Raw genomic sequence first — 19547 nt, 5'->3', positions numbered from 1 at the left:
GAATTAATACATATAAAAATGTAAAATAATTTATTGGTTAAAAGAAGACTTTTAAGAGAGAGTGAAACTGATGGAATTCTTAGAACTTACTGATAGAGAATATCAATCTTACATGGAAGAGGGCTATGAGCCTGCCTTTTTTCAAATGATAGAAAATAAAACCAACCGTGAAATGAATGGCGAGACTGTTAAACTGCTAGGGGTTAAGGACGATGCCGGCAAAGTGATTGCTGCATGTCTCTTTACGCTCCAGCCGACGGTCATGGGTAAATATTTCTATTACTCGAATCGGGGCCCGGTGCTCGATTACCATAATTTAGAGCTGGTTCGTTTCTACTTTGAAGGTTTAACGGACTATCTTAAGAAAAATAATTGCTCTTACGTTAAAGTCGACCCGAACTGGATTTATAAGAAATACGATAAAGACGTTGTTGAAAAAGAAGACTACCCGGCGCAGGATGCGTTAATCGAACTGATGGAGTCGCTCGGCTACGCTCATGAAGGGTTTACACGCGGCTATTCGAAAACGTCCCAGGCCCGCTGGATGAGTGTCTTGGATGTGTCGCCGTTTGACAATGAAAAAGACCTGGTGAAGTCTTTCGACTCCCAGCGTAAGCGCAATATGAAGAAAGTCCAGAAGTACGGTGTCGAGCTTAGATTTTTAGAAGTGGATGAAATCGATAAATTCGTGAAGCTGTATGCTGATACATCAGAACGCCAGGGTTTCTTCACACATCCCGATCCGAAGAAATACTTCTCGAACTTTAAGAAGGCCTACGGTGAAAAGGTTCTGATTCCTTACGCGTATATCGAACTCGATAAGTACGTGGCGAATCTGACTAAGGAGTTAGAGGATGTGGCGAAGCGTCTAGAGACGATGCAAGCGAAAGAGAATAAAAACGAGAAGACCTTGAATAAGATTAAAGAGATGGAAAAACAGGTGAGTAATCTTACCGGCGATCTTGATGAAGCAAAAGTAATTCACGAGAAGGAAGGCAACGTGCTCGATCTTGCTGCCGGCATTTACTTCGAAACGCCGTATGAACTTGTGTATAACTCAGGGGCGAGTACTTCTGAGTATCCGCAGTTTGTCGGACCGTATAAAATGCATTTAGAGATGATGAAATATTGTATGGAGCATAATATTTCACGCTACAACTTCTACGGTGTCAGCGGTGATTTCTCTGAAGACGGAGAAGACTACGGTGTTTATCGTTTTAAACGCGGTTTTAATGCGGAGATTGAAGAGCTGGTCGGCGATTTCGTTAAAGTGATTGCGCCGCTGCAGCATAATATCTATAAAGTGAAAGCGAAACTTGGACTGAATAAGTAAAGAACAGAAAGGTTTGATCCAGCGATGGAAGTAAAACCAATAACAGAAGAAGCATTTAAATTATTTGTACAGACCTATCAGGGGCATATGCATTATTTCCATGATGAATTGTTTTACGATTATATTTCCAAGGTGAATGAAACGCATTTGCTTGGCTTATATGATGGTGAAGAATTAATTGGAGTGTCTATGCTGAGTGCGACATCGGTGCTGAAGAAATTCAGGCTGTTTACGTCGCATACGGGGCCGCTTCTGCGTGACTTTTCGAATGAGCGCTTGAAGTTTTTCTTAGAGGAAATCGATCAGTATGCAAAGAAGCATGGTGCGCTGCAGATGATTCATTCGCCGTATCAGGTATACCAGCTGCGTGATCACGATGGTAACGTGGTTGAAGATGATGCCCGCAATAACCGGGAGCTTGTGTCTTTATATGAAAACCTCGGTTATACGCATCACGGCTTTACGACCGAGTTGATTACAGAAGAGTTGCTGCGTTTCCAGGCAGTCATCGATGTCGATAAGCCGCTGGATGATATTTTAAAACAGATGGATACGACGACGCGCTACAATACCCGACAGACGGAAACTATGCCACTTGAGTTAAAGCTGCTCGATGAAGATGAGTACGATAAATTTATCGATATCTATAAAGAAACGGAAGAACGCATCGGCTTTGATCCTGTGCCGGCAGAGAAGATTAAAAATCTGCTGCATACTTTGAAAGACCGTATGTTCTTAGTGATGACACATGTGAATGTCGATAAATATCTGTCGCAGCTTGAGGAAGAACGTGAAGCGGAACTCGGTCACATTGCGGAAATCGAAGAAAAGGCTGCGAACGGTACAGCGACCAAACGCGAGAAAAAACGCATCAACGAACATAAGGAACAGCTTGCAAGTAAGGACAAGCGCATTGCTAAAATGGAAGAGTTCAAAGCTGAATTCGGCACGGAACTCGACTTGTCAGCAGGCATGTACTATTACAATAACCACGAGATGGTCTATTTGTTCAGCGGCAGCTATCCAGAACTTTCATTCTTTAAAGGCACGAACTTTGCGACTTGGGAAATGATTAAGAAAGCGAAGGAATTAGGCGTGAAGCGGTTTAACTTCTTCGGCCTGACAGGCGAGTTTACTGATCAGGCGCAGGACTACGGCGTTTACCGCTTTAAACGCGGTTTTACACCGTATATCGAAGAACTGCCGGGCACCTTTGATAAGGTATTCAACAAACCCGTGTATGCGATAGCGAAAAAACTAGGGAAGATATAAAGGGCTTAACGCATGGGACTGGCTGCAGAAATATATGAATTTATTAAGCTGCTGTTGAGTATTGTGTTTAATAATTATGTAATCTGGTATTTGGTATTGCCGGGAATAATAGCAGCAGGGATTATTAAACTTAAAAAAGAAGAAAACAAGCCGTATTTTAAATCGGTTCTTAAATTTTTGATTATTTATTATGTGGCGAGAACCATAGTTGTAATAATCTTCTATTGAAATAGGAGCGCAGGCAGCACTTTCGAAGTGCTGCCTGCTTTTTTGTTGGATTTGTATGCTCGCGCGCCACTGTGGAAGTGACAATGACGGGGCAGCCCGTTTATCCTGTCACTGTGAAAATGACAATGACGGGGCAGCTCTCTTATCCCGTCACTGTGGAAGTGACAATGACGGGGCAGCTCTCTTATCCCGTCACTGTGGAAGTGACAATGACGGGATAGCTCGTTTATCCCGTCACTGTGAAAATGACAATGACGGGGCAGCTCTCTTATCCCGTCACTGTGGAAGTGACAATGACGGGATAGCTCGTTTATCCCGTCATTGTGAAAGTGACAATGACTGGACAGCTCGTTTATCCCGTCACTGTGGAAGCGACAATGACCCGGTAGAAGCTTTCTCGGCTACTTGTGAGAAAGACAATGACCCGGGAGCGCGGCTCTCGGGTCATTGTGCTGTTTATTTTTAAATGAAACCCACAAAAATTCCTTCCGGAACTTCTATTTCGCTGTCTAAACGAGAGATTGTGCCGTCTCCATTGATTTTGAAGAGCACGAGGTTGTGGGATTTCTCATGGGCGCATACTAAGTACCCGCCGTCCGGTGTAATATTGAAGTCTCGCGGCCAGTTGCCGTTGGATGATTCAATTTGCAGACGTTCCAGCGACTGGCCGCCTTCTTTAATTTCAAACACGGCGATGCTGTTATGGCCGCGGTTGGTCACGTAAATATATTTACCGTTCGGATGCTTACGGATGGCTGCTGCCTGAGAATGTTCAGTGAAATCTTCCGGCAGGGCGGAGTAAGTTTCAACCGGCGTAAATTTACCATCATCATATTCTGCAGCAATTACTTCGTTGGATAATTCCGTAACGATATATGCGTAGTCTCCGGCATCGCTGAACACCAGATGACGCGGGCCGCTGCCAGGCGCGACTTTAGACTCCGCTAGTTTAACGAGACGTTCTTCTTCTATTTTAAATGTAATTATCTTATCTGCACCTAAATCGACAGCAGCGAAATACTTGCCATCCGGCGTTTCCGTAACAAAATGCGAGTGGGCGTGATCCTGGCGCTCGTGCGGACCGCTACCTTCAACCTGATAAACATCCAGACGCTCAGTGACTGCACCGCGGTCGTCCATTTTATATAAACGCACCTTGCCTGTGCTGTAAACAGCATCGAGCATATACTTGCCGTCAGAAGACGGACTTAAATAACAGCCGTTTTCAGCTTCCGGTAGACATTCTTCGATGAGTTTAAGACCGCCATTTTCAATCTCAAACGTCGCAATGCCTGCTGTATCACCGTCCTGTTTTAATGAATACAATTTATCATTCTGTATATTTAAATATAAGGGACCTTGAAATTCTTCGATTAAGTCGCCGCCGCTCAATTTACCAGCTTCAGTATCTAAATTAAAACGATAAATACCCTTACTTTTTTCCTGAGTATAAGTTCCTGCATATCCAATCATTTAATCTCCTCCTAATTTTAAGCGATTAAATTGTTACATTACTGTATACCCTGAATATGGAACTTAAAAAGGGGTATAATGAAACTGATTAAAAAGGAGGCGCTGTATGTGGAAAATGGTGAGCGGATAACAATAGATATTGCAGAATTTCAGAAGAATCCTGAGAATGCTTTTAAAACATCTGAAAAAGAGCAAAGTGTTGTGCACGTAATCGATGGCGATAAAACTGCAGGCGTTCTGATGAGTAAAGCGCAGTACGAGTTCGCACGTGATGAAATCGAATCGCTGTATGACGTTATCGATGCTCTGACGGTGAATGAGGATTTAGCCAACTCGGATGATAAGACATTTTCTGTTGACGATGCAGCGTATGAAAAGATAAAAGAACTGCAACTGGATGAGGAATGGGAGTAAATAAGCTTTATGATTTGCTAGGGGAATAGTATGGATTATAAACATCAATTTGTTTCATTTTACAACAGTAAAACCAGATGGTATAATGTACTTACAAGTAAAGTGCTGAACATGAAACACCGAAACCCCAATCTATTCCAGTAGATTGGGGTTTTTTAATGGTGTATTGGCAGCTGTCCGGCTATTCATCGTCATTGTTCAGCCAATAAGTGAACAGTGAGACAATCACGCCGACAATTATCGGCGCAAAAAGTAATTCCAGTAAAGTGCTTTGCATGATAACACCTCCTTCCATGCTACCGGCACGGAAGTCAGCTGGACAACCTCTCTAATTTTACCATAAATCATACCTGTTACATATGTAATAATAGGGCAGATATTAAAGCAAAATATAATTAATCGCAATATTCAGATAATTTAAGTCAATAAAATTCGAACCCAATTGTAGTTCGCATAAGATGTGAATTTAACGAAATATGGAGAAAAACTGTTAAAATTGATGCATATACGTATCATCAGGAAGAAATCCAGCGATCATTAGAAATCAGCTGAAATGTACGTAAAACTTAGATTTAACGTTAAAACTGGAAATATCCGTATATAATCATATGAATACGGAAATACATAATTAAGGTAAAATCAGCTGGATCTGAGAATGATTTTAAGGATGCAACTGAAGGATTATCCATAGTAAATGATTAACTAAGCTTAGAATGAGCCAGGCGGATGACAGGCAGATTGAGCTGCACAGAGTCAGACGCAAAGGAAATGCGATCTGCAGCTGAACAGACAAAAATTAACCAGTTAAACACATAAATGAATTAAGTTAAAACAGCATATAAAAACACATAAATTTGAACATCTATATTATAATATATACTAAAGTTTACATAACATATATTATAGGAAGTTGTATGTACAGCAGAATATCAGGTGTACAGTGACCTATTTCGGTATGCATATCTTAAAAATATATTATGATACATAATTCACATACTATGTATTGCTCTTTTATTTGATAACGAGCTCTATTTATACACGGCTGTTCCCGCTGCAGCATCCGACGCACCTGCATCAGGACACGAGATCTTTATCTTTTAATCACTCACTATGTTTAAAACTTTCGGGCACGGATATATACAGTAATGTGTTCAATGAACAAACTATTTGGAGGGATATTATTATGGCACCATTTATTAAAACGTATCATGATGATGACAAAATCCAGGAAGCAATTGAAATTCTAAAATCCAACAAGGTAGATACTAAAGACATCTACGTTGTGACCCACGATGATGATCGTACGAAGCGTATCGCAGACAACTCCGGCGCAAATACTATCGGTATGAGCGAACAAGGTGTTGCTGACGCTGTTAAAACTACTTTCAAGAAAAAAGGCGATGAATTACGCAACAAATTGGAAAACATCGGTTTTGATGAAAATCAGGCAAAACAATATGAGGCTGAGTTAGATAAAGGTGCGGTACTTCTAATTGTCACTGAATCATACGGTGTAAACTTAGATACCCTTTTAGCTTAGTAAAATATAAAAATTACAGCTGCGTCCCCCACTATGCTGGGCGGCGCAGTTTTTTTGTGCAGAAAAAAACCTCCGTTTTGAAATGTTTAATCAAAACGGAGGTTTGTCATTTTATTGATATCTTTTTATCAGTTCAACAAAAGCATCTACAAATGTCTGCAGAAACTGAATCGTATCTTCATTAGTGATTTTATCGTTTTCGTCGAGTAAATTCTGCGAGTTCGCAAGATAAACTTCCGGCTGCTGAACGACCGGCATGTTCAGGAAAACGAGGGATTGGCGTAAATGATGATTTGCACCGAAGCCGCTCAAATTACTGATCGACTGACTGATAATCGCTGCCGGTTTCATATCCCACACACTTTCACCGTAAGGTCTGGAACCGGTATCGAGCGCATTTTTCAAGGCAGCTGACACGCTGCGGTTATGCTCGGGCGTAACAAACAGAATCGCATCCATGTCTCTGACTTGCTTGCGGAATGCTGTATATTCTTCGGGGCTGTCTTCATCGTAATCCTGGTTATATAATGGAAGATTTGCGATTTCTATAAACTCCGGTTCATAGTCCGATGGGAATAAAGGAGCGACATTTTCAGCAATTTTTCTCGAAAAAGATTCTTTTCTCGTACTGCCGACAATAATACCAACTTTAGCCATATTAAATCATCCTTTTCTTTACAAAATAATATTCCAGCTTCAACTCAATAACAAGGTCTACATTATATTGCTTACCCTATTTTAAGGATAGTATTCAGGATGAATGATGTGAATCCGGTCGGTATAACTTTGCATACCCCGCTGTACACCACAAAAAGACACCGGCTGCAGCCGGTGTCAAAAATCATCTTATATTTCCTTTTTATGTTCTGCTTCGTCGATAGTTTCACCGGGTCCGTCCCGCAGCTCTTTAGCACGGCGGCGGTTTCTCTTAACTACCCACATCGACATTGATACTACAAATGACAAGACTGCTAAAAATGCGGCGTATCCAGCCAGCGGTTGCCATTCGAGGTTGTCGTAAAAGTTCGGCAGCACAAAGGCTGCGATTCCCATAAGCACCAGCGTCAAAATCGGCATGATGAAATATCTTTTCGTAAAAAATCCGATAGCCATCGATAAAATGATTACTGCTAAAATAGTATATATATAAAACTGTACATCATTAACCATATCCTCACCTCTCTATAAATTATTACCCATTTTCCTGAAGTTCACTCACAGTTTCTAATGAATATACAATATTCAAAATCTTATGTATAATAAACTGTGTAACAAAGGGATAAAAAACCAGGGAGATGATTTAATGTCAGAGTTACAAAACAGACAGGATGTCGATGTCAATTACACATGGGATCTCAGTCCGTTATTTAAGGATGATAAAGCATGTGAGGCGGCGATTGATTCTGTTAAAGAGAAAATTGATTCTTTTGAAACGGAATTCCAAGGACAGATTGACGATGTCGCTGCTGCTGTTAAAGCAATTGACAGCTACCGTGATATTTTAGAACAGTTCGTCCTAATCGGTACATATTCGAACTTGCGTTTATCCGGAGACCGCGGAGATCAGCAGGCACAGAAACTTGGTGCACTGGTCGGCAATGCGGGTACTTCTTTAAGTTCGAAAACAAGTTTTTTACAAAGTGAATTATTAGCGAAAGATGAATCTTTCTTACAAGATATTGCTAAGGAGAAAGAGGAATACACAGGCTTTATTGAGGACTTACTGCGCAATAAACCTTACCAGCTGGATCAGAAGGTAGAAAAAGCACTCGCTTCCTTCTCTTCTGTCTTTAACGGACCTTACGATTTATATCAGAAAACAAAACTGCTCGATATTGATTTCGGTACGTTTACTGCTAACGGCAAAGAGTATTCTTTATCGTATCTTGCATTTGAAGGCGGTCTTGAATCGAATCCGGACAAGGAAGTGCGTCGTGCAGCCTTCAAGAAATTCTCAGAATCGCTGCGCCAGTATCAACATACAACTGCAGGTACTTACGACATACATTTAAAACAGGAGAAAGCGGAAGCTGACCTCCGCGGCTACGATTCTGTGATTGACTACCTGCTCCACGGCCAAAAAGTTGACCGTGAGCTGTACGACCGTCAAATCGACGTAATTACCGAGGAACTCGCTCCGCATATGAGACGTTACGCTAAACTTCTTCAAAAAGTGCACGGACTCGATAAAATGCGCTATGAAGATTTGAAGATTCCTTTAGACCCTGCGAGTGAACCGGAAATCAGCGTGGAAGAATCTCGCAAATATATTTTAGATGCGCTCGGTATTATGGGTGAAGATTATACGGATATGATTAACCGTGCCTATGACGAACGCTGGATTGATTTCGTTATTAACAAAGGGAAATCGACCGGCGCCTTCTGTTCGAGCCCTTACGGATCACATCCGTTTATCTTAATTTCATGGTCTTCTTTAATGGAAGAAGTTTTTGTTCTTGCCCATGAGCTTGGCCACGCAGGACATTTCTATAATGCCAACCGTGCGCAGAATATTTTTGACACTCGCCCGTCGATGTACTTTATCGAAGCGCCGAGTACGATGAACGAAATGCTGATGGCTAACCATCTGCTGAAAAACTCGGAAGATCCGAAATTTAAACGCTGGGTGATCAGTTCAATTATTTCACGCACGTACTATCATAACTTTGTGACCCACCTGCTGGAAGCAGCTTACCAGCGCGAAGTGTACAAACGCGTGGATAACTACGAAACTGTAACTGCGGAATCGCTGAATGAAATTAAACGCGGTGTGATTGAGAAATTCTGGGGTGACGATGTTGAAATTACTGAAGGTGCGGAACTGACTTGGATGAGACAACCCCACTACTACATGGGACTTTATCCGTATACGTACTCTGCGGGATTAACAATTGCAACTGAAATGTCGCAGCGTATTCTGAATGAGGGCCAGACCGCAGTTGACGAATGGCTGAAAGTTTTAAAAACAGGCGGCAAAGAAACGCCGGTTGAACTGGCGAAAATGGCAGGCATTGATATTACGACAGATGCTCCCTTGAAAAACACAATTCAATACATCGGCGAACTGGTGGATGAACTGGAAACGCTGACAGAAGAAATAGAAGGATAAAACAGATTTAAAGAACGGGGGGACATGAGTCCCTCCGTTTTTGTTTGTCTTTTTGAGGGTTCTAGTGATTTCTCTATATTAGTGACAATGAGCGTTGCTCATAGTCACGGAGAAGCGTTTAAGTGCCAATGAAGGTCGCCCATTGTCACGGAGAAGCGTTTAAGTGACAATGAAAGTCGCTCATAGTCACGGAGGAGCGTTTAAGTGACAATGAAAGTCGCTCATAGTCACAGAGGAGCGTTTAAGTGCCAATGAACAGCGCTCATAGTCACGCAAAGCCACCAAAAACTAAAAAAACGGAATCCCCTCCCAAGGATTCCGTCAATACAAGCTTATTTCTTCAAATGAGTTGCGCCGTTTACAAATTCGATCTTGTCTTCTTTTAAAAGTCCGCCTAAAGCGCGTTTAAACTGACCTTTTGACAAGTTAAATGCGGCTTTGATGTCTTCTGGTGAACTCTTGTCCGTGAATTCCATCATGTCGCCGTGCATCTGCATGTATTCCAGAATGCGTTCGCCATCTGTACCTAAGCGTTTGTAGGCTTTCTCCAAAAAGGAGCCGTTAACTTCGCCCTTGTCGTTGATGCCGATTACACGGAAGTTTACTTCCTGGCCGAGACGCGGTTCCTGTTCGCGTTCTGTTTCGTGGACAAATACTTTATAGCCTTCTTCGGATAAAATAAATGTGCCGACGCGGAGCAGACGGTAAGGACGCCCTTTCAGCCATTTGTTGCCGAGTGTTTCGTAGTCTTCTTTTTTCAGCGGCTGGAATTTTTCATCCACTTCTGTTTCTGTAATTAAGCGTCCGAACATCTGATCATCAGCTTCGACGCGAATCGTTGCATAGACCATGTCGCCGACTTGCGGCCATACTTCTTTCTTCCGCGGCAAATCGATCCACGGAATTAAAATTTCGCGCGGTGATCCGATATCGAGATAAGCGCCGTCGCGGTTAACTTCACTGACTCGGGCATAGCCGAATTTAGTCGCGGTAATGCTCGGCAGATTCGGTGTCGCAAACAGTTCACCCGAGCGGTTCGGGTAAATAAAGACCAGGACTTCTTCATCGATATCGTAGTCTTTATCCCCTTCGATTTCCGAACGGTTCATACGGATATACTTTTCGTCTTCTGTAACGAGAGTGTACGTCGAGCCCTCTTTTTTAATCACTTTTAAAAATTGTGTAGTACCTGAAATTTTTGTCATATAGACTCCTCATTAATATTGTTTCTATTGTGTATTATTCATTTATCGGTTAATGTTTAATATTGTGGTTTTTAAATAGTAAGCATACGGATGAACATACTGATATATTTAAATAATACCATATTTATGGTATTATCGCTTATGAATGTAAACTAAAACGATTGTTTTAATATAAAGGAGAATGCACATGCTGCAAGTTAGCGACGTGAGTCTGAGATTTGGAGACAGAAAATTATTTGAAGATGTAAATATTAAATTCACCCCGGGAAACTGCTACGGTTTAATCGGTGCGAACGGTGCCGGGAAATCCACTTTCCTGAAAGTCCTGACAGGTGAAGTTGACTCGGACGGCCACGTTATTTTAGGAGCGGACGAGCGTATGGCTTTCCTCCGCCAGGATCACTTCGGCTATGAAGATACGCGCGTACTCGATGTTGTAATGATGGGTCACGAAAAACTATGGTCTATTATGAACGAAAAAAATGAAATCTACATGAAACCGGACTTCTCGGATGAAGACGGCATCAGAGCCGCAGAGCTCGAAGGTGAATACGGCGAAATGGGCGGCTGGACTGCTGAAAGTGACGCTGAAACACTCCTTCACGGTCTTGGTATTCCCCATGAGCTGGTCGATAAAACAATGGGTGAAATCGACAACACGGCAAAAGTTAAAGTCCTGCTTGCACAAAGCCTGTTCGGCAACCCCGACGTGCTGCTTCTGGATGAGCCGACCAACGGTCTCGATATCGAAGCGGTACAGTGGCTGGAAGAATTCCTCATTAACTTTGAGAACACAGTGATTGTTGTATCCCACGACAGACACTTCCTGAACAACGTCTGTACGCACATTGCGGACCTCGACTTCGGCAAGATTCAGGTCTACGTCGGGAACTATGACTTCTGGTATCAGTCAAGTCAGATGGCACTGCAGATGTCTCAGGATCAAAATAAGAAAAAAGAAGAAAAGATTAAAGAGCTGAAAGACTTCGTTGCACGTTTCAGTGCCAACGCTTCAAAATCTAAACAGGCAACAAGCCGTAAAAAGATGCTTGAGAAAATTGAATTGGAAGATATTAAACCGTCATCACGCCGTTATCCTTTCGTCGGCTTTACAGCTGAAAGAGAAATCGGCAACGAGCTGTTAACAGTCAGAAATCTGACGCATTCAATCGACGGTGAAACGGTACTCGATAATTTAACGTTCACGCTCTCTCCTGACGATAAAGTTATTTTAACAGGCGGTTCTGAACTGCAGCGTACTACCCTGCTCCGCATTCTTGCTGGTGAAATTACGCCGGATTCAGGAGACGTCAACTGGGGTGTCACAACTTCACAGAGCTACTTCCCGAAAGATAACTCGGAGTACTTTGAAGGCGTTGATTTAAGCCTGGTTGAATGGCTGCGCCAGTACGCTCCGCCTGAAGAACAGACAGAAACCTTCCTTCGCGGATTCTTAGGAAGAATGCTGTTCAGCGGTGAAGAAGCGAAGAAAAAAGCAAGCGTCCTCTCAGGTGGAGAGAAAGTCCGTGCGATGCTCAGTAAAATGATGCTGTCGCAGGCGAACGTCCTCTTAATGGATGAGCCGACGAACCACCTTGACTTAGAGAGTATTACTGCAGTCAACGACGGTCTGAAGAAATTTAAAGGATCAATTATCTTCACTTCACATGACCTGGAGTTTATCAATACAATTTCAAACACGGTGCTCGATATCAGCAACAACACAGCACTTGTGAAGGAAATCGGTTATGAAGATTACCTTATTGAAAAAGGAATTATAAAGAAATAGAAATTATCTGTTTACTTTGAATACTTTGTTATGTATAATGACAATCAACATCAAAAACTGAATAGTACGGATGAGGCGCATCAATCAATAGTACTCATATACTTAACTTCTGCAAAGTGTATATGACGAAAGGGTGAGATGCCGAAATGTCCGGGAGCGCGCAGACCCCGGTTGTTGGATTCACAGGTTAAGAGCTATGGATTTGTCATTATTGACTCAATAATGGAGGGCATCGCTTGTATATACAATTTTAAAACAAGTCCGGTACCCGGGCTTGTTTTTTTATTTATATCATTCTATTCAGGAAAACTTCTAGGAGGCTGTATTTTATGAAACTCGCAATTGTCGGTGCAACAGGTGTCGTCGGTACAAAAATGCTGGAAATGGTGGAACAGTATAAAATTCCTTATAAGGAACTGGTCCTCTTCTCTTCCAAACGCTCCAGCGGAAAAGAACTGGAAGTAAATGGAGAAACGTATACAGTTCAGGAATTAACTGAAGACAGAACGAAAGATGGTTTTGATTATGTGGTTATGAGTGCCGGCGGTTCAACGAGTGAAAAGTTTGCCCCGCTCTTTGAAGAAGCCGGTGCAATTGTTATCGACAATTCAAGTTTCTGGAGAATGCATGAAGATATTGATTTAATCGTTCCGGAAATTAACTCACCTTCATTAAATCGTAAAATTATCGCGAACCCGAACTGTTCAACAATCCAGTCGGTTATCGCCTTACAACCTTTATATGATGCATTCGGAGTAAAACGCGTGCACTACGCAACATATCAGTCGGTTTCAGGTTCGGGTTCAGGCGGCATCAGAGACCTCGAAGAAGGCGCGAATGGTGCTGAGCCGACGACGTATCCAAAACCGATTTACAATAACGTGATTCCGCAGATCGATGTCTTTTTAGATGACGGCTATACGAAAGAAGAAGTCAAGATGATCGATGAAACGAAGAAAATTCTCGGAGATGATCAAATTGCGGTGACGGCAACATGTGTCAGAGTGCCGGTTATCTCAAGCCACAGCGTACAAATTAACGTCACGCTTGACCAGGAGGCGACAGAAGAAGAAGTCAGAGATGCGTTCCGCAATATTCCTCACATCGTCCTGATGGATAATCCTGCTGAAGGTGTTTATCCTACTCCGTATGAAGCGACAGATGAAAACGAAATTTACGTCGGCCGTATCCGCAAGGATCCGACGCTCGAAAACACTTTCCACGTATGGTGTGTCGGGGACAACATTCTTAAAGGCGCAGCGCAGAATACAGTGCAGATTCTAAAATCATTAATAGATAATAAATAAGGAGCGGATATATATGAGTCCGATTTTTGAAGGTATCGGAGTGGCGATGGCCACCCCGTTTAGAAATAATGAAGTAGACTACGATGCGTTCAGAAACCATATTGAATATTTAATCGACAATAATGCACAAAGTTTAATTATTAACGGCACGACCGGCGAATCCCCTACTTTATCAGCAGAAGAAATTAAAGAACTGCTCCGTGTCGGCGTTGAAACTGCTGGGGGCCGGATTCCGGTAATTGCAGGTACAGGCACGAACTCAACTCAGCAGTCAATTGACTTATCGGTGTTCGCTGAAGAAACGGGTGCTGACGGTGTTATGCTGATTACGCCCTACTACAATAAAAGTAACCAGCGCGGTCTGATTGCACACTTTACAGCGATTGCAGACAGCATTAATATCCCGGTTATTTTATATAATGTGCCGTCCCGTACAAGTATGTCCATCGACCCTGAAACAGTGTTAGAATTAAGCAGACACAAAAATATCGTCGCTCTGAAAGATGCGGCCGGCGATTTAAACTATACAATTAATGTATTAAACCTTGTAGATTCTGAATTTTCATTATACAGCGGGAATGATGATAATTTGACAGACTTTACAGCACTTGGCGGCAAAGGATTAATTTCAGTAGTCGGCAACGTCATTCCGGGTGAGATGCAGGAAGTATATGAAGGTATGAAAAATGGCGAGTCATCAGCAAGACAGCGATTCTCATCACTGATGCCTGTCATCAGTTCTGTACAAATTGATGTTAACCCGATTCCGGTCAAAGCCTTAACTGCAGAGCTCGGCTTTGGTGAATACGAGCTCCGCCTGCCGCTCTTGCCGCTGGAAGAAGATGCGAGACAATCTATTGTTGAAGCCTTCAACGAATTCAGAAAAGGTGTGAGAGTATGAGAATACTCTTAATCGGCTACGGGACGATGAATAAAATCGTTGCCCGTCTCGCAGTGGAAAAAGGTCATGAAATTGCAGGAGTCATTTCATCCAGCACAACAGACTACCCGGCATTTACAAATATCGATGATGCGGGCGCAGATGTGGCAATCGATTTCTCGAATCCCGACCGCATCCTGCCTCTCATTGAAAAACCTTTCACCACTCCCCTCGTTGTGGCAACGACAGGGAAAAAAGAAGAAATTGTAGCAGCATTAAAAGAACGTGCGGCATCAGCTCCGGTATTTTTCAACGCAAATATGAGTTACGGTGTACACGTGTTAAATAACCTGCTCCGTGAAGCACTAAAACAGCTCGACGGCTTTGATCTTGAACTCGTTGAACGCCATCATAAGCACAAAGTCGACGCCCCGAGCGGTACGCTCGTTAAACTCCTTGATACGGCACTTGACGTTAGACAGGGCAGCTATCCTGTTTATGACCGATCAGAAGCGAATGAAGAGCGGTCAGATGATGAAATCGGCGTCAGCGCTATACGCGGCGGCACAATTGTTGGCGAACACGATGCAATCTTTGCAGGACACGATGAAGTTATCGAACTGAAACATATTGCACAATCGAAAGATATATTTGCAAACGGTGCAATTGGCGCCGCAGAAAGTCTTAGACACAAAGAAAACGGATTTTACGACTATAACAACATATTTTAAGGAGTTTTTACACAATGGAAAAATTTACAGCAGAAGAGATTATTCAGTACATTTCAGATGCGGAGAAAGCAACACCGCTAAAAATTTATATCAACGGTAACTTTGAAGGTGTTGAATTCGATGAGTCATTCAAAGTATTCGGTACAGAGGATTCAAAAACTGTATTTGCGGATGCGCGCGACTGGCAGGCTTTCTACCCTTCAATAGAAGAAAAAGTAACGGATATCGTTATCGAACAGGACCGCCGCAACTCGGCTATTCCGTTAATGGACTTAACAAATACGAAAGCGCGTATTGAGCCTGGTGCCTTTATCCGTGAACATGCAGTAATCGGTGACGGCGCGGTCGTTATGATGGGCGCGTCAATTAACATCGGTGCTATCGTCGGCGAAGGCACGATGATCGATATGAATGCAGTAATGGGCGGCCGTGCAACGACAGGCAAAAACGTCCATGTCGGCGCTGGTGCAGTACTTGCAGGCGTAATCGAACCGCCAAGTGCTTCTCCTGTTATGATTGAAGATGATGTATTAATCGGAGCTAATGCTGTGATTTTAGAAGGTGTAACTGTCGGTAAAGGTGCTATTGTTGCAGCAGGTGCTATTGTTACAGAAGACGTCCCGGCAGGTACAGTCGTCGGCGGTACACCGGCACGCGTCATTAAGCAGGCAAGTGAAGTCACTGGTTCTAAAAAAGAAATCGTTCAGGCGCTCAGAAAGCTGAATGACTAATGTCTCCTGAATATACAGAAGAACTTAAATTCGTTACAGAACACCGGAGATATCTGCATCAGCATCCGGAATTAAGTCTAAAAGAATATAAAACGACTGAATATATTATTTCTGTTTTAGAAGAAATAGGAGTATCTTATTACCAGGTGCTGGATACGGGGGTCATCGCCGAGCTCGAGGGAAACAGCGGTCAGACACTCGGCTTCCGTGCCGATATCGATGCCTTGCCGGTACATGAACAGAATGATCTTGAGTATAAAAGCAGCGTGGATAATGTAATGCATGCATGCGGACACGATGGGCATACTACTGCCCTTCTTTTGTTTGTGAAACGTGCAAAGGCGCTCGCTGACAATGGAGATTTAAAGTATAATTGTATTTTTATCTTCCAGCCGTCAGAAGAAGCGAATGCCGGTGCGAATTTAATGATCAAAGCCTGGGAAAACCGTCCGGATTTCTCTGCGATTTTCGGTGTTCATTTAATGCCGGATGAAGATGAAGGACTGGTGCTGTACAGAGATGATGAATTAACAGCGAGCGCAACGGAATTTCACTTTACTGTAAAAGGCGCCAGTGCACATGTTGCCCAGAAACATCAGGGCATTTCAGCTCTTGAGACAATAGTTAAAATAGCCGGTGAAGTCGGCAATATCCAGCAGTTCCACCTGGACGGCCTCAACCGCAACATTATTCATATGGGTAAAATCAGTTCAGGTGAAGCGGTCAATACAGTGCCTGCCAATGCCCGTTTGAGCGGAACGATCCGTACGTACGAAGCGTCTGATCTTGCTGTGATTAAATCTCAGATGACTAAAATTAAAGAAGCCGCTGAACTGCTGTACGGTGCATCTGTCGAGCTGCATTACACTGAAGGTTATCCTGCAGTGAAAAATGATGCGGCCTTAAATCAGCTTGTTGAAACTTCGATAAGCGCTGCGGGACTCCGCGGGATAGAAAAAGATAAACCGTATTTATTCGGTGAGGACTTCAGCTTTTACAGTAACATCGCAAAGACGTACTTTGTCTTCGCAGGCTCGCGCAACCTTGAAAAAGGCTACGCATCAAGTCTGCATACCGATACGTTTAACTTTGATGAGCGCGTGCTGATTAAAGTTGCGGATTATTATGAAGCATTGTTAAACAATTACTAAAACAGGGAGACATGGCAATGGGTGGTATTTTTCAAACAGATGAAGCGCAGTTTATTAAACAGGCCAGACAATTTCAGCTGCCGGGCCAAACGATTGCGGTCGTTAAAAATAATGCATATAACTACGGACTGGAATTTGCGGTCAAGGCCTTTGCAATTTCAGGCATCCGCGCATTTGCAACAACGTCGATGGATGATGCGGTTAAAATAAGGCAAATGTGCGGAGACAGCGCCGTCATTATTCTAATGAATCCGACGACGGACTTTAAACGGGCGCGTATGTTTAATCTTCATATCACCCTGCCCTCTTCTACTTATTATGATACATATAAGCACGAACTTCAGGGTCTTAATATTCATATTGAATATGCCGGGCTCTTTAACCGGTCGGGATTAACGGATATTAATGAACTCGAGTCTATTTTAAATGATATGAAATCGTCAGGCATCGAACTGAATTTCACGGGACTCTGGACGCATTTCGGCTACTCCGATGAGTTCGACGGCATCTATGAAAAGGAACGCGGCATGTGGCTGGAGTTTGCTGACGAGGTCCGAAAGCTTGGCCTTGCACCTGAGATGATTCACGCACAGAACAGTGCGAGCTATGTGCGGGACGGTATCTTTGATGGACATACTCATGTCCGGCTCGGCATCGGTCTCTACGGTTCGAAACCGTACGCTGAATTAGATGATAAAGACTTTATTCAGAGCTCGACGCTGTCAGCACCGATTATCCAGTTCAGACAGCTGACTGAGGGAATGACACTCGGTTACGGTGCGGCCTTTAAGGCGGACAAAGACTGTACAGTGGCGGTCGTTGATATCGGCTACGGTGACGGAGTGCTCCGTGCGCGTGCGGGATATGAATGTGAAATTGGCGGAAAAGTTTATCCGATTGTCGCACTGATGATGAGCCATATGGTCGTCCTGGTTGACGATGATGTCCGGGCTGATATGCCGGTTTATCTTTATAACAGCAAACTTCGTATCGATAAATACACGAATCTCGGAGTCGGTGCCAACTCGGAACAGCTCGGGGCTTTAAATTACCAATCATTGGGGAGAGAAATTATTTATGACGTTTAATTATTCAGCGGGAGAACTTCAAGTCAGAGGGCATAAAATTAGTGATATAGCAGCACAGTACGGCACACCGGTTATTATATACGACGAAATGTATATGACCGGTATGATGGAGAGATATCACAAAGTCTTAAAAAGCCATAGCATTCCCTACTCTGTGTCCTACGCTTCAAAAGCGTTCAGCAGCGTCCAGATGATAAAACTGCTCGAGAGCCAGAATATGGAGCTCGACGTCGTATCAGTCGGTGAGCTTTACACGGCTCTGGCTGCAGGATTTCCGGTGGAAGACATTCACTTTCACGGCAATAATAAGACCGCTGAAGAGATTGAATATGCTTTAGATCATGGCGTGCGGTTCTTCATTATTGATGGTCTCGACGAAATTGACCTGATTGAGGGCTTAGCTTCCGGACTTTCTGATGATGACGGCGTGAACGTGCTGATCCGCATTAATCCGAGTGTTGAAGTGAACACGCATGATTATATTTCGACGGGACAGGAAGACAGCAAATTTGGACTGTCTCTCACGAACGGGGCGGCGAAGACAGCAATCGATAAAATTCAAGGATGCAGATCTTTAAACTTTAAAGGCATCCACTATCATCTGGGATCCCAGCTCGATGACAGCACGCCTTTTATCAATGCTGTAACGAATGTCTACAGCTGGCTTGATGAACACCAGATTGATCTTGAGATTTTAAATATGGGCGGCGGCTATGGTGTGAAATATACTGAAGGCGATGTGCGCTTCCCGATCGAAGAAGGATTCGATGCGATTCTTAATCACTTAAAAGAAGTTGTGGCAGCATCAGGACGCGAACTTCCTCACGTAATGATTGAACCCGGACGTTCGATTGCCGCCGAAGCAGCAATCACTGTCTATGAGGTCGGGACTGTTAAAAACATCCCGGGCGTTGCCAAATACGTCTCTATAGACGGCGGTATGAGCGATCATATCCGGACACCACTGTATGGTGCCGAATATGAAGTTGTCCCTGTGACTGAGCATTTTGGGGATACTAGCGTGTCATCGCACGTGGTTGGGAAATTATGTGAATCCGGAGATATCATCGGTAAAAATAAAATGCTGCCGGATGATTTGAAACGCGGTGACTTGCTCGCGGTGAGAACGACAGGTGCATATCACTACTCCATGGCATCCAACTACAACCAGATGAGAAAACCCGCAGTCGTATTCGTCGGGGAATCCAGAGTGCGCGAAGTCATCAGACGCCAGACACTCGAACAGCTGATTGAAAATGATGTGAGATAAAGTAAGCTCTTCTGAAAAGTGAATTT

18 protein-coding genes and 1 riboswitch are annotated in these 19547 nt (G+C 43.3%); of the genes, 13 read left to right on the top strand and 5 right to left on the bottom strand.

The annotated features are described in order from the left end of the window. Positions 1-70: 70 nt before the first annotated feature. Together MHH58_RS06810 and MHH58_RS06805 are read left to right on the top strand one after the other, a co-directional pair. Complete coding sequence (locus MHH58_RS06810; protein ID WP_341345411.1) at positions 71-1333, top strand: aminoacyltransferase; 1263 nt, start codon at positions 71-73, stop codon at positions 1331-1333. A gap of 24 nt (positions 1334-1357) precedes the next feature. Continuing rightward, complete coding sequence (locus MHH58_RS06805) at positions 1358-2605, top strand: peptidoglycan bridge formation glycyltransferase FemA/FemB family protein (RefSeq protein WP_341345410.1); 1248 nt, start codon at positions 1358-1360, stop codon at positions 2603-2605. 690 nt (positions 2606-3295) lie between these two features. On the opposite strand, the gene MHH58_RS06800 is transcribed toward MHH58_RS06805, so the two are convergent. Next, positions 3296-4306, bottom strand: coding sequence for a lactonase family protein (locus tag MHH58_RS06800; RefSeq protein ID WP_341345409.1), 1011 nt, complete (start codon positions 4304-4306; stop codon positions 3296-3298). A 78-nt stretch (positions 4307-4384) separates the two neighbouring features. Between MHH58_RS06800 and MHH58_RS06795 the strand changes: the two genes are divergently transcribed. Next, complete coding sequence (locus MHH58_RS06795; protein WP_341345408.1) at positions 4385-4720, top strand: hypothetical protein; 336 nt, start codon at positions 4385-4387, stop codon at positions 4718-4720. A 181-nt stretch (positions 4721-4901) separates the two neighbouring features. On the opposite strand, the gene MHH58_RS06790 is transcribed toward MHH58_RS06795, so the two are convergent. Beyond that, positions 4902-4997 carry a type I toxin-antitoxin system Fst family toxin gene (locus tag MHH58_RS06790; protein ID WP_135096938.1) on the bottom strand — a complete coding sequence of 32 codons (96 nt, stop codon included), beginning with the start codon at positions 4995-4997 and terminating at the stop codon, positions 4902-4904. Positions 4998-5903: 906 nt separating this feature from the next. On the opposite strand from MHH58_RS06790, the gene MHH58_RS06785 reads away from it, so the two are divergent. Continuing rightward, a complete protein-coding gene (locus tag MHH58_RS06785; protein ID WP_135096936.1) occupies positions 5904-6260 on the top strand; it encodes a general stress protein in 357 nt (118 codons plus the stop codon). Positions 6261-6371: 111 nt separating this feature from the next. On the opposite strand, the gene MHH58_RS06780 is transcribed toward MHH58_RS06785, so the two are convergent. Then, positions 6372-6917, bottom strand: coding sequence for an NADPH-dependent FMN reductase (locus tag MHH58_RS06780; protein ID WP_135096934.1), 546 nt, complete (start codon positions 6915-6917; stop codon positions 6372-6374). 189 nt (positions 6918-7106) lie between these two features. Further along, positions 7107-7430 carry a hypothetical protein gene (locus MHH58_RS06775; protein ID WP_341345407.1) on the bottom strand — a complete coding sequence of 108 codons (324 nt, stop codon included), beginning with the start codon at positions 7428-7430 and terminating at the stop codon, positions 7107-7109. Between the two features lie 133 nt (positions 7431-7563). On the opposite strand from MHH58_RS06775, the gene pepF reads away from it, so the two are divergent. Then, positions 7564-9369: an oligoendopeptidase F gene (gene pepF / locus MHH58_RS06770; protein ID WP_341345406.1), complete on the top strand. Its 1806-nt coding sequence runs from the start codon at positions 7564-7566 to the stop codon at positions 9367-9369. Between the two features lie 332 nt (positions 9370-9701). Here pepF and MHH58_RS06765 read toward each other — a convergent pair whose 3' ends face one another. Then, a complete protein-coding gene (locus MHH58_RS06765; RefSeq protein WP_341345405.1) occupies positions 9702-10574 on the bottom strand; it encodes a CvfB family protein in 873 nt (290 codons plus the stop codon). A 187-nt stretch (positions 10575-10761) separates the two neighbouring features. Here MHH58_RS06765 and MHH58_RS06760 point away from each other — a divergent pair, with 187 nt between their 5' ends. The 8 genes from MHH58_RS06760 (at position 10762) to lysA (ending at position 19521) form a co-directional block, all read left to right on the top strand. Continuing rightward, on the top strand, positions 10762-12363 hold the full coding sequence (locus MHH58_RS06760) for an ABC-F family ATP-binding cassette domain-containing protein (protein WP_341345404.1): 1602 nt from the start codon (positions 10762-10764) through the stop codon (positions 12361-12363). Positions 12364-12425: 62 nt separating this feature from the next. Continuing rightward, a riboswitch (Lysine riboswitch) is annotated at positions 12426-12604 on the top strand. A gap of 88 nt (positions 12605-12692) precedes the next feature. After that, complete coding sequence (locus MHH58_RS06755; protein WP_135096924.1) at positions 12693-13670, top strand: aspartate-semialdehyde dehydrogenase; 978 nt, start codon at positions 12693-12695, stop codon at positions 13668-13670. Positions 13671-13683: 13 nt separating this feature from the next. Further along, positions 13684-14571 carry a 4-hydroxy-tetrahydrodipicolinate synthase gene (gene dapA, locus MHH58_RS06750; protein WP_135096922.1) on the top strand — a complete coding sequence of 296 codons (888 nt, stop codon included), beginning with the start codon at positions 13684-13686 and terminating at the stop codon, positions 14569-14571. Beyond that, entirely contained in the window at positions 14568-15281 is a 714-nt protein-coding gene (gene dapB / locus MHH58_RS06745) for a 4-hydroxy-tetrahydrodipicolinate reductase (RefSeq protein WP_135096920.1), read from the top strand. The genes dapA and dapB overlap by 4 nt, the downstream gene beginning before the upstream one ends. A 14-nt stretch (positions 15282-15295) precedes the next feature. Continuing rightward, positions 15296-16012 carry a 2,3,4,5-tetrahydropyridine-2,6-dicarboxylate N-acetyltransferase gene (dapD, locus tag MHH58_RS06740; RefSeq protein WP_135096918.1) on the top strand — a complete coding sequence of 239 codons (717 nt, stop codon included), beginning with the start codon at positions 15296-15298 and terminating at the stop codon, positions 16010-16012. Further along, complete coding sequence (locus MHH58_RS06735; RefSeq protein WP_135096917.1) at positions 16012-17163, top strand: M20 metallopeptidase family protein; 1152 nt, start codon at positions 16012-16014, stop codon at positions 17161-17163. The genes dapD and MHH58_RS06735 overlap by 1 nt, the downstream gene beginning before the upstream one ends. A 17-nt stretch (positions 17164-17180) precedes the next feature. Continuing rightward, complete coding sequence (locus tag MHH58_RS06730; protein WP_135096915.1) at positions 17181-18251, top strand: alanine racemase; 1071 nt, start codon at positions 17181-17183, stop codon at positions 18249-18251. Then, the gene (lysA, locus tag MHH58_RS06725) at positions 18241-19521 is read left to right on the top strand and encodes a diaminopimelate decarboxylase (RefSeq protein WP_341345403.1); all 1281 of its coding nucleotides are present in this window, start codon (positions 18241-18243) and stop codon (positions 19519-19521) included. Before MHH58_RS06730 ends, lysA begins: the two co-directional genes overlap by 11 nt. Positions 19522-19547 lie beyond the last annotated feature (26 nt).

It is taken from the genome of Jeotgalicoccus sp. FSL K6-3177, assembly GCF_038050175.1.
Lineage (GTDB): Bacteria > Bacillota > Bacilli > Staphylococcales > Salinicoccaceae > Jeotgalicoccus > Jeotgalicoccus nanhaiensis.
Note: the sequence above shows the minus strand (reverse complement) of the source record. Positions and strands in the feature narration are given on the sequence as shown.

Bases quoted from the DNA above. Each gene is read 5' to 3' on its own strand.
- MHH58_RS06810 (WP_341345411.1), top strand. From the start codon at position 71: ATGGAATTCTTAGAACTTACTGATAGAGAATATCAATCTTACATGGAA.
- MHH58_RS06805 (WP_341345410.1), top strand. From the start codon at position 1,358: ATGGAAGTAAAACCAATAACAGAAGAAGCATTTAAATTATTTGTACAG.
- MHH58_RS06800 (WP_341345409.1), bottom strand. From the start codon at position 4,306: ATGATTGGATATGCAGGAACTTATACTCAGGAAAAAAGTAAGGGTATT.
- MHH58_RS06795 (WP_341345408.1), top strand. From the start codon at position 4,385: ATGAAACTGATTAAAAAGGAGGCGCTGTATGTGGAAAATGGTGAGCGG.
- MHH58_RS06790 (WP_135096938.1), bottom strand. From the start codon at position 4,997: ATGCAAAGCACTTTACTGGAATTACTTTTTGCGCCGATAATTGTCGGC.
- MHH58_RS06785 (WP_135096936.1), top strand. From the start codon at position 5,904: ATGGCACCATTTATTAAAACGTATCATGATGATGACAAAATCCAGGAA.
- MHH58_RS06780 (WP_135096934.1), bottom strand. From the start codon at position 6,917: ATGGCTAAAGTTGGTATTATTGTCGGCAGTACGAGAAAAGAATCTTTT.
- MHH58_RS06775 (WP_341345407.1), bottom strand. From the start codon at position 7,430: ATGGTTAATGATGTACAGTTTTATATATATACTATTTTAGCAGTAATC.
- pepF (WP_341345406.1), top strand. From the start codon at position 7,564: ATGTCAGAGTTACAAAACAGACAGGATGTCGATGTCAATTACACATGG.
- MHH58_RS06765 (WP_341345405.1), bottom strand. From the start codon at position 10,574: ATGACAAAAATTTCAGGTACTACACAATTTTTAAAAGTGATTAAAAAA.
- MHH58_RS06760 (WP_341345404.1), top strand. From the start codon at position 10,762: ATGCTGCAAGTTAGCGACGTGAGTCTGAGATTTGGAGACAGAAAATTA.
- MHH58_RS06755 (WP_135096924.1), top strand. From the start codon at position 12,693: ATGAAACTCGCAATTGTCGGTGCAACAGGTGTCGTCGGTACAAAAATG.
- dapA (WP_135096922.1), top strand. From the start codon at position 13,684: ATGAGTCCGATTTTTGAAGGTATCGGAGTGGCGATGGCCACCCCGTTT.
- dapB (WP_135096920.1), top strand. From the start codon at position 14,568: ATGAGAATACTCTTAATCGGCTACGGGACGATGAATAAAATCGTTGCC.
- dapD (WP_135096918.1), top strand. From the start codon at position 15,296: ATGGAAAAATTTACAGCAGAAGAGATTATTCAGTACATTTCAGATGCG.
- MHH58_RS06735 (WP_135096917.1), top strand. From the start codon at position 16,012: ATGTCTCCTGAATATACAGAAGAACTTAAATTCGTTACAGAACACCGG.
- MHH58_RS06730 (WP_135096915.1), top strand. From the start codon at position 17,181: ATGGGTGGTATTTTTCAAACAGATGAAGCGCAGTTTATTAAACAGGCC.
- lysA (WP_341345403.1), top strand. From the start codon at position 18,241: ATGACGTTTAATTATTCAGCGGGAGAACTTCAAGTCAGAGGGCATAAA.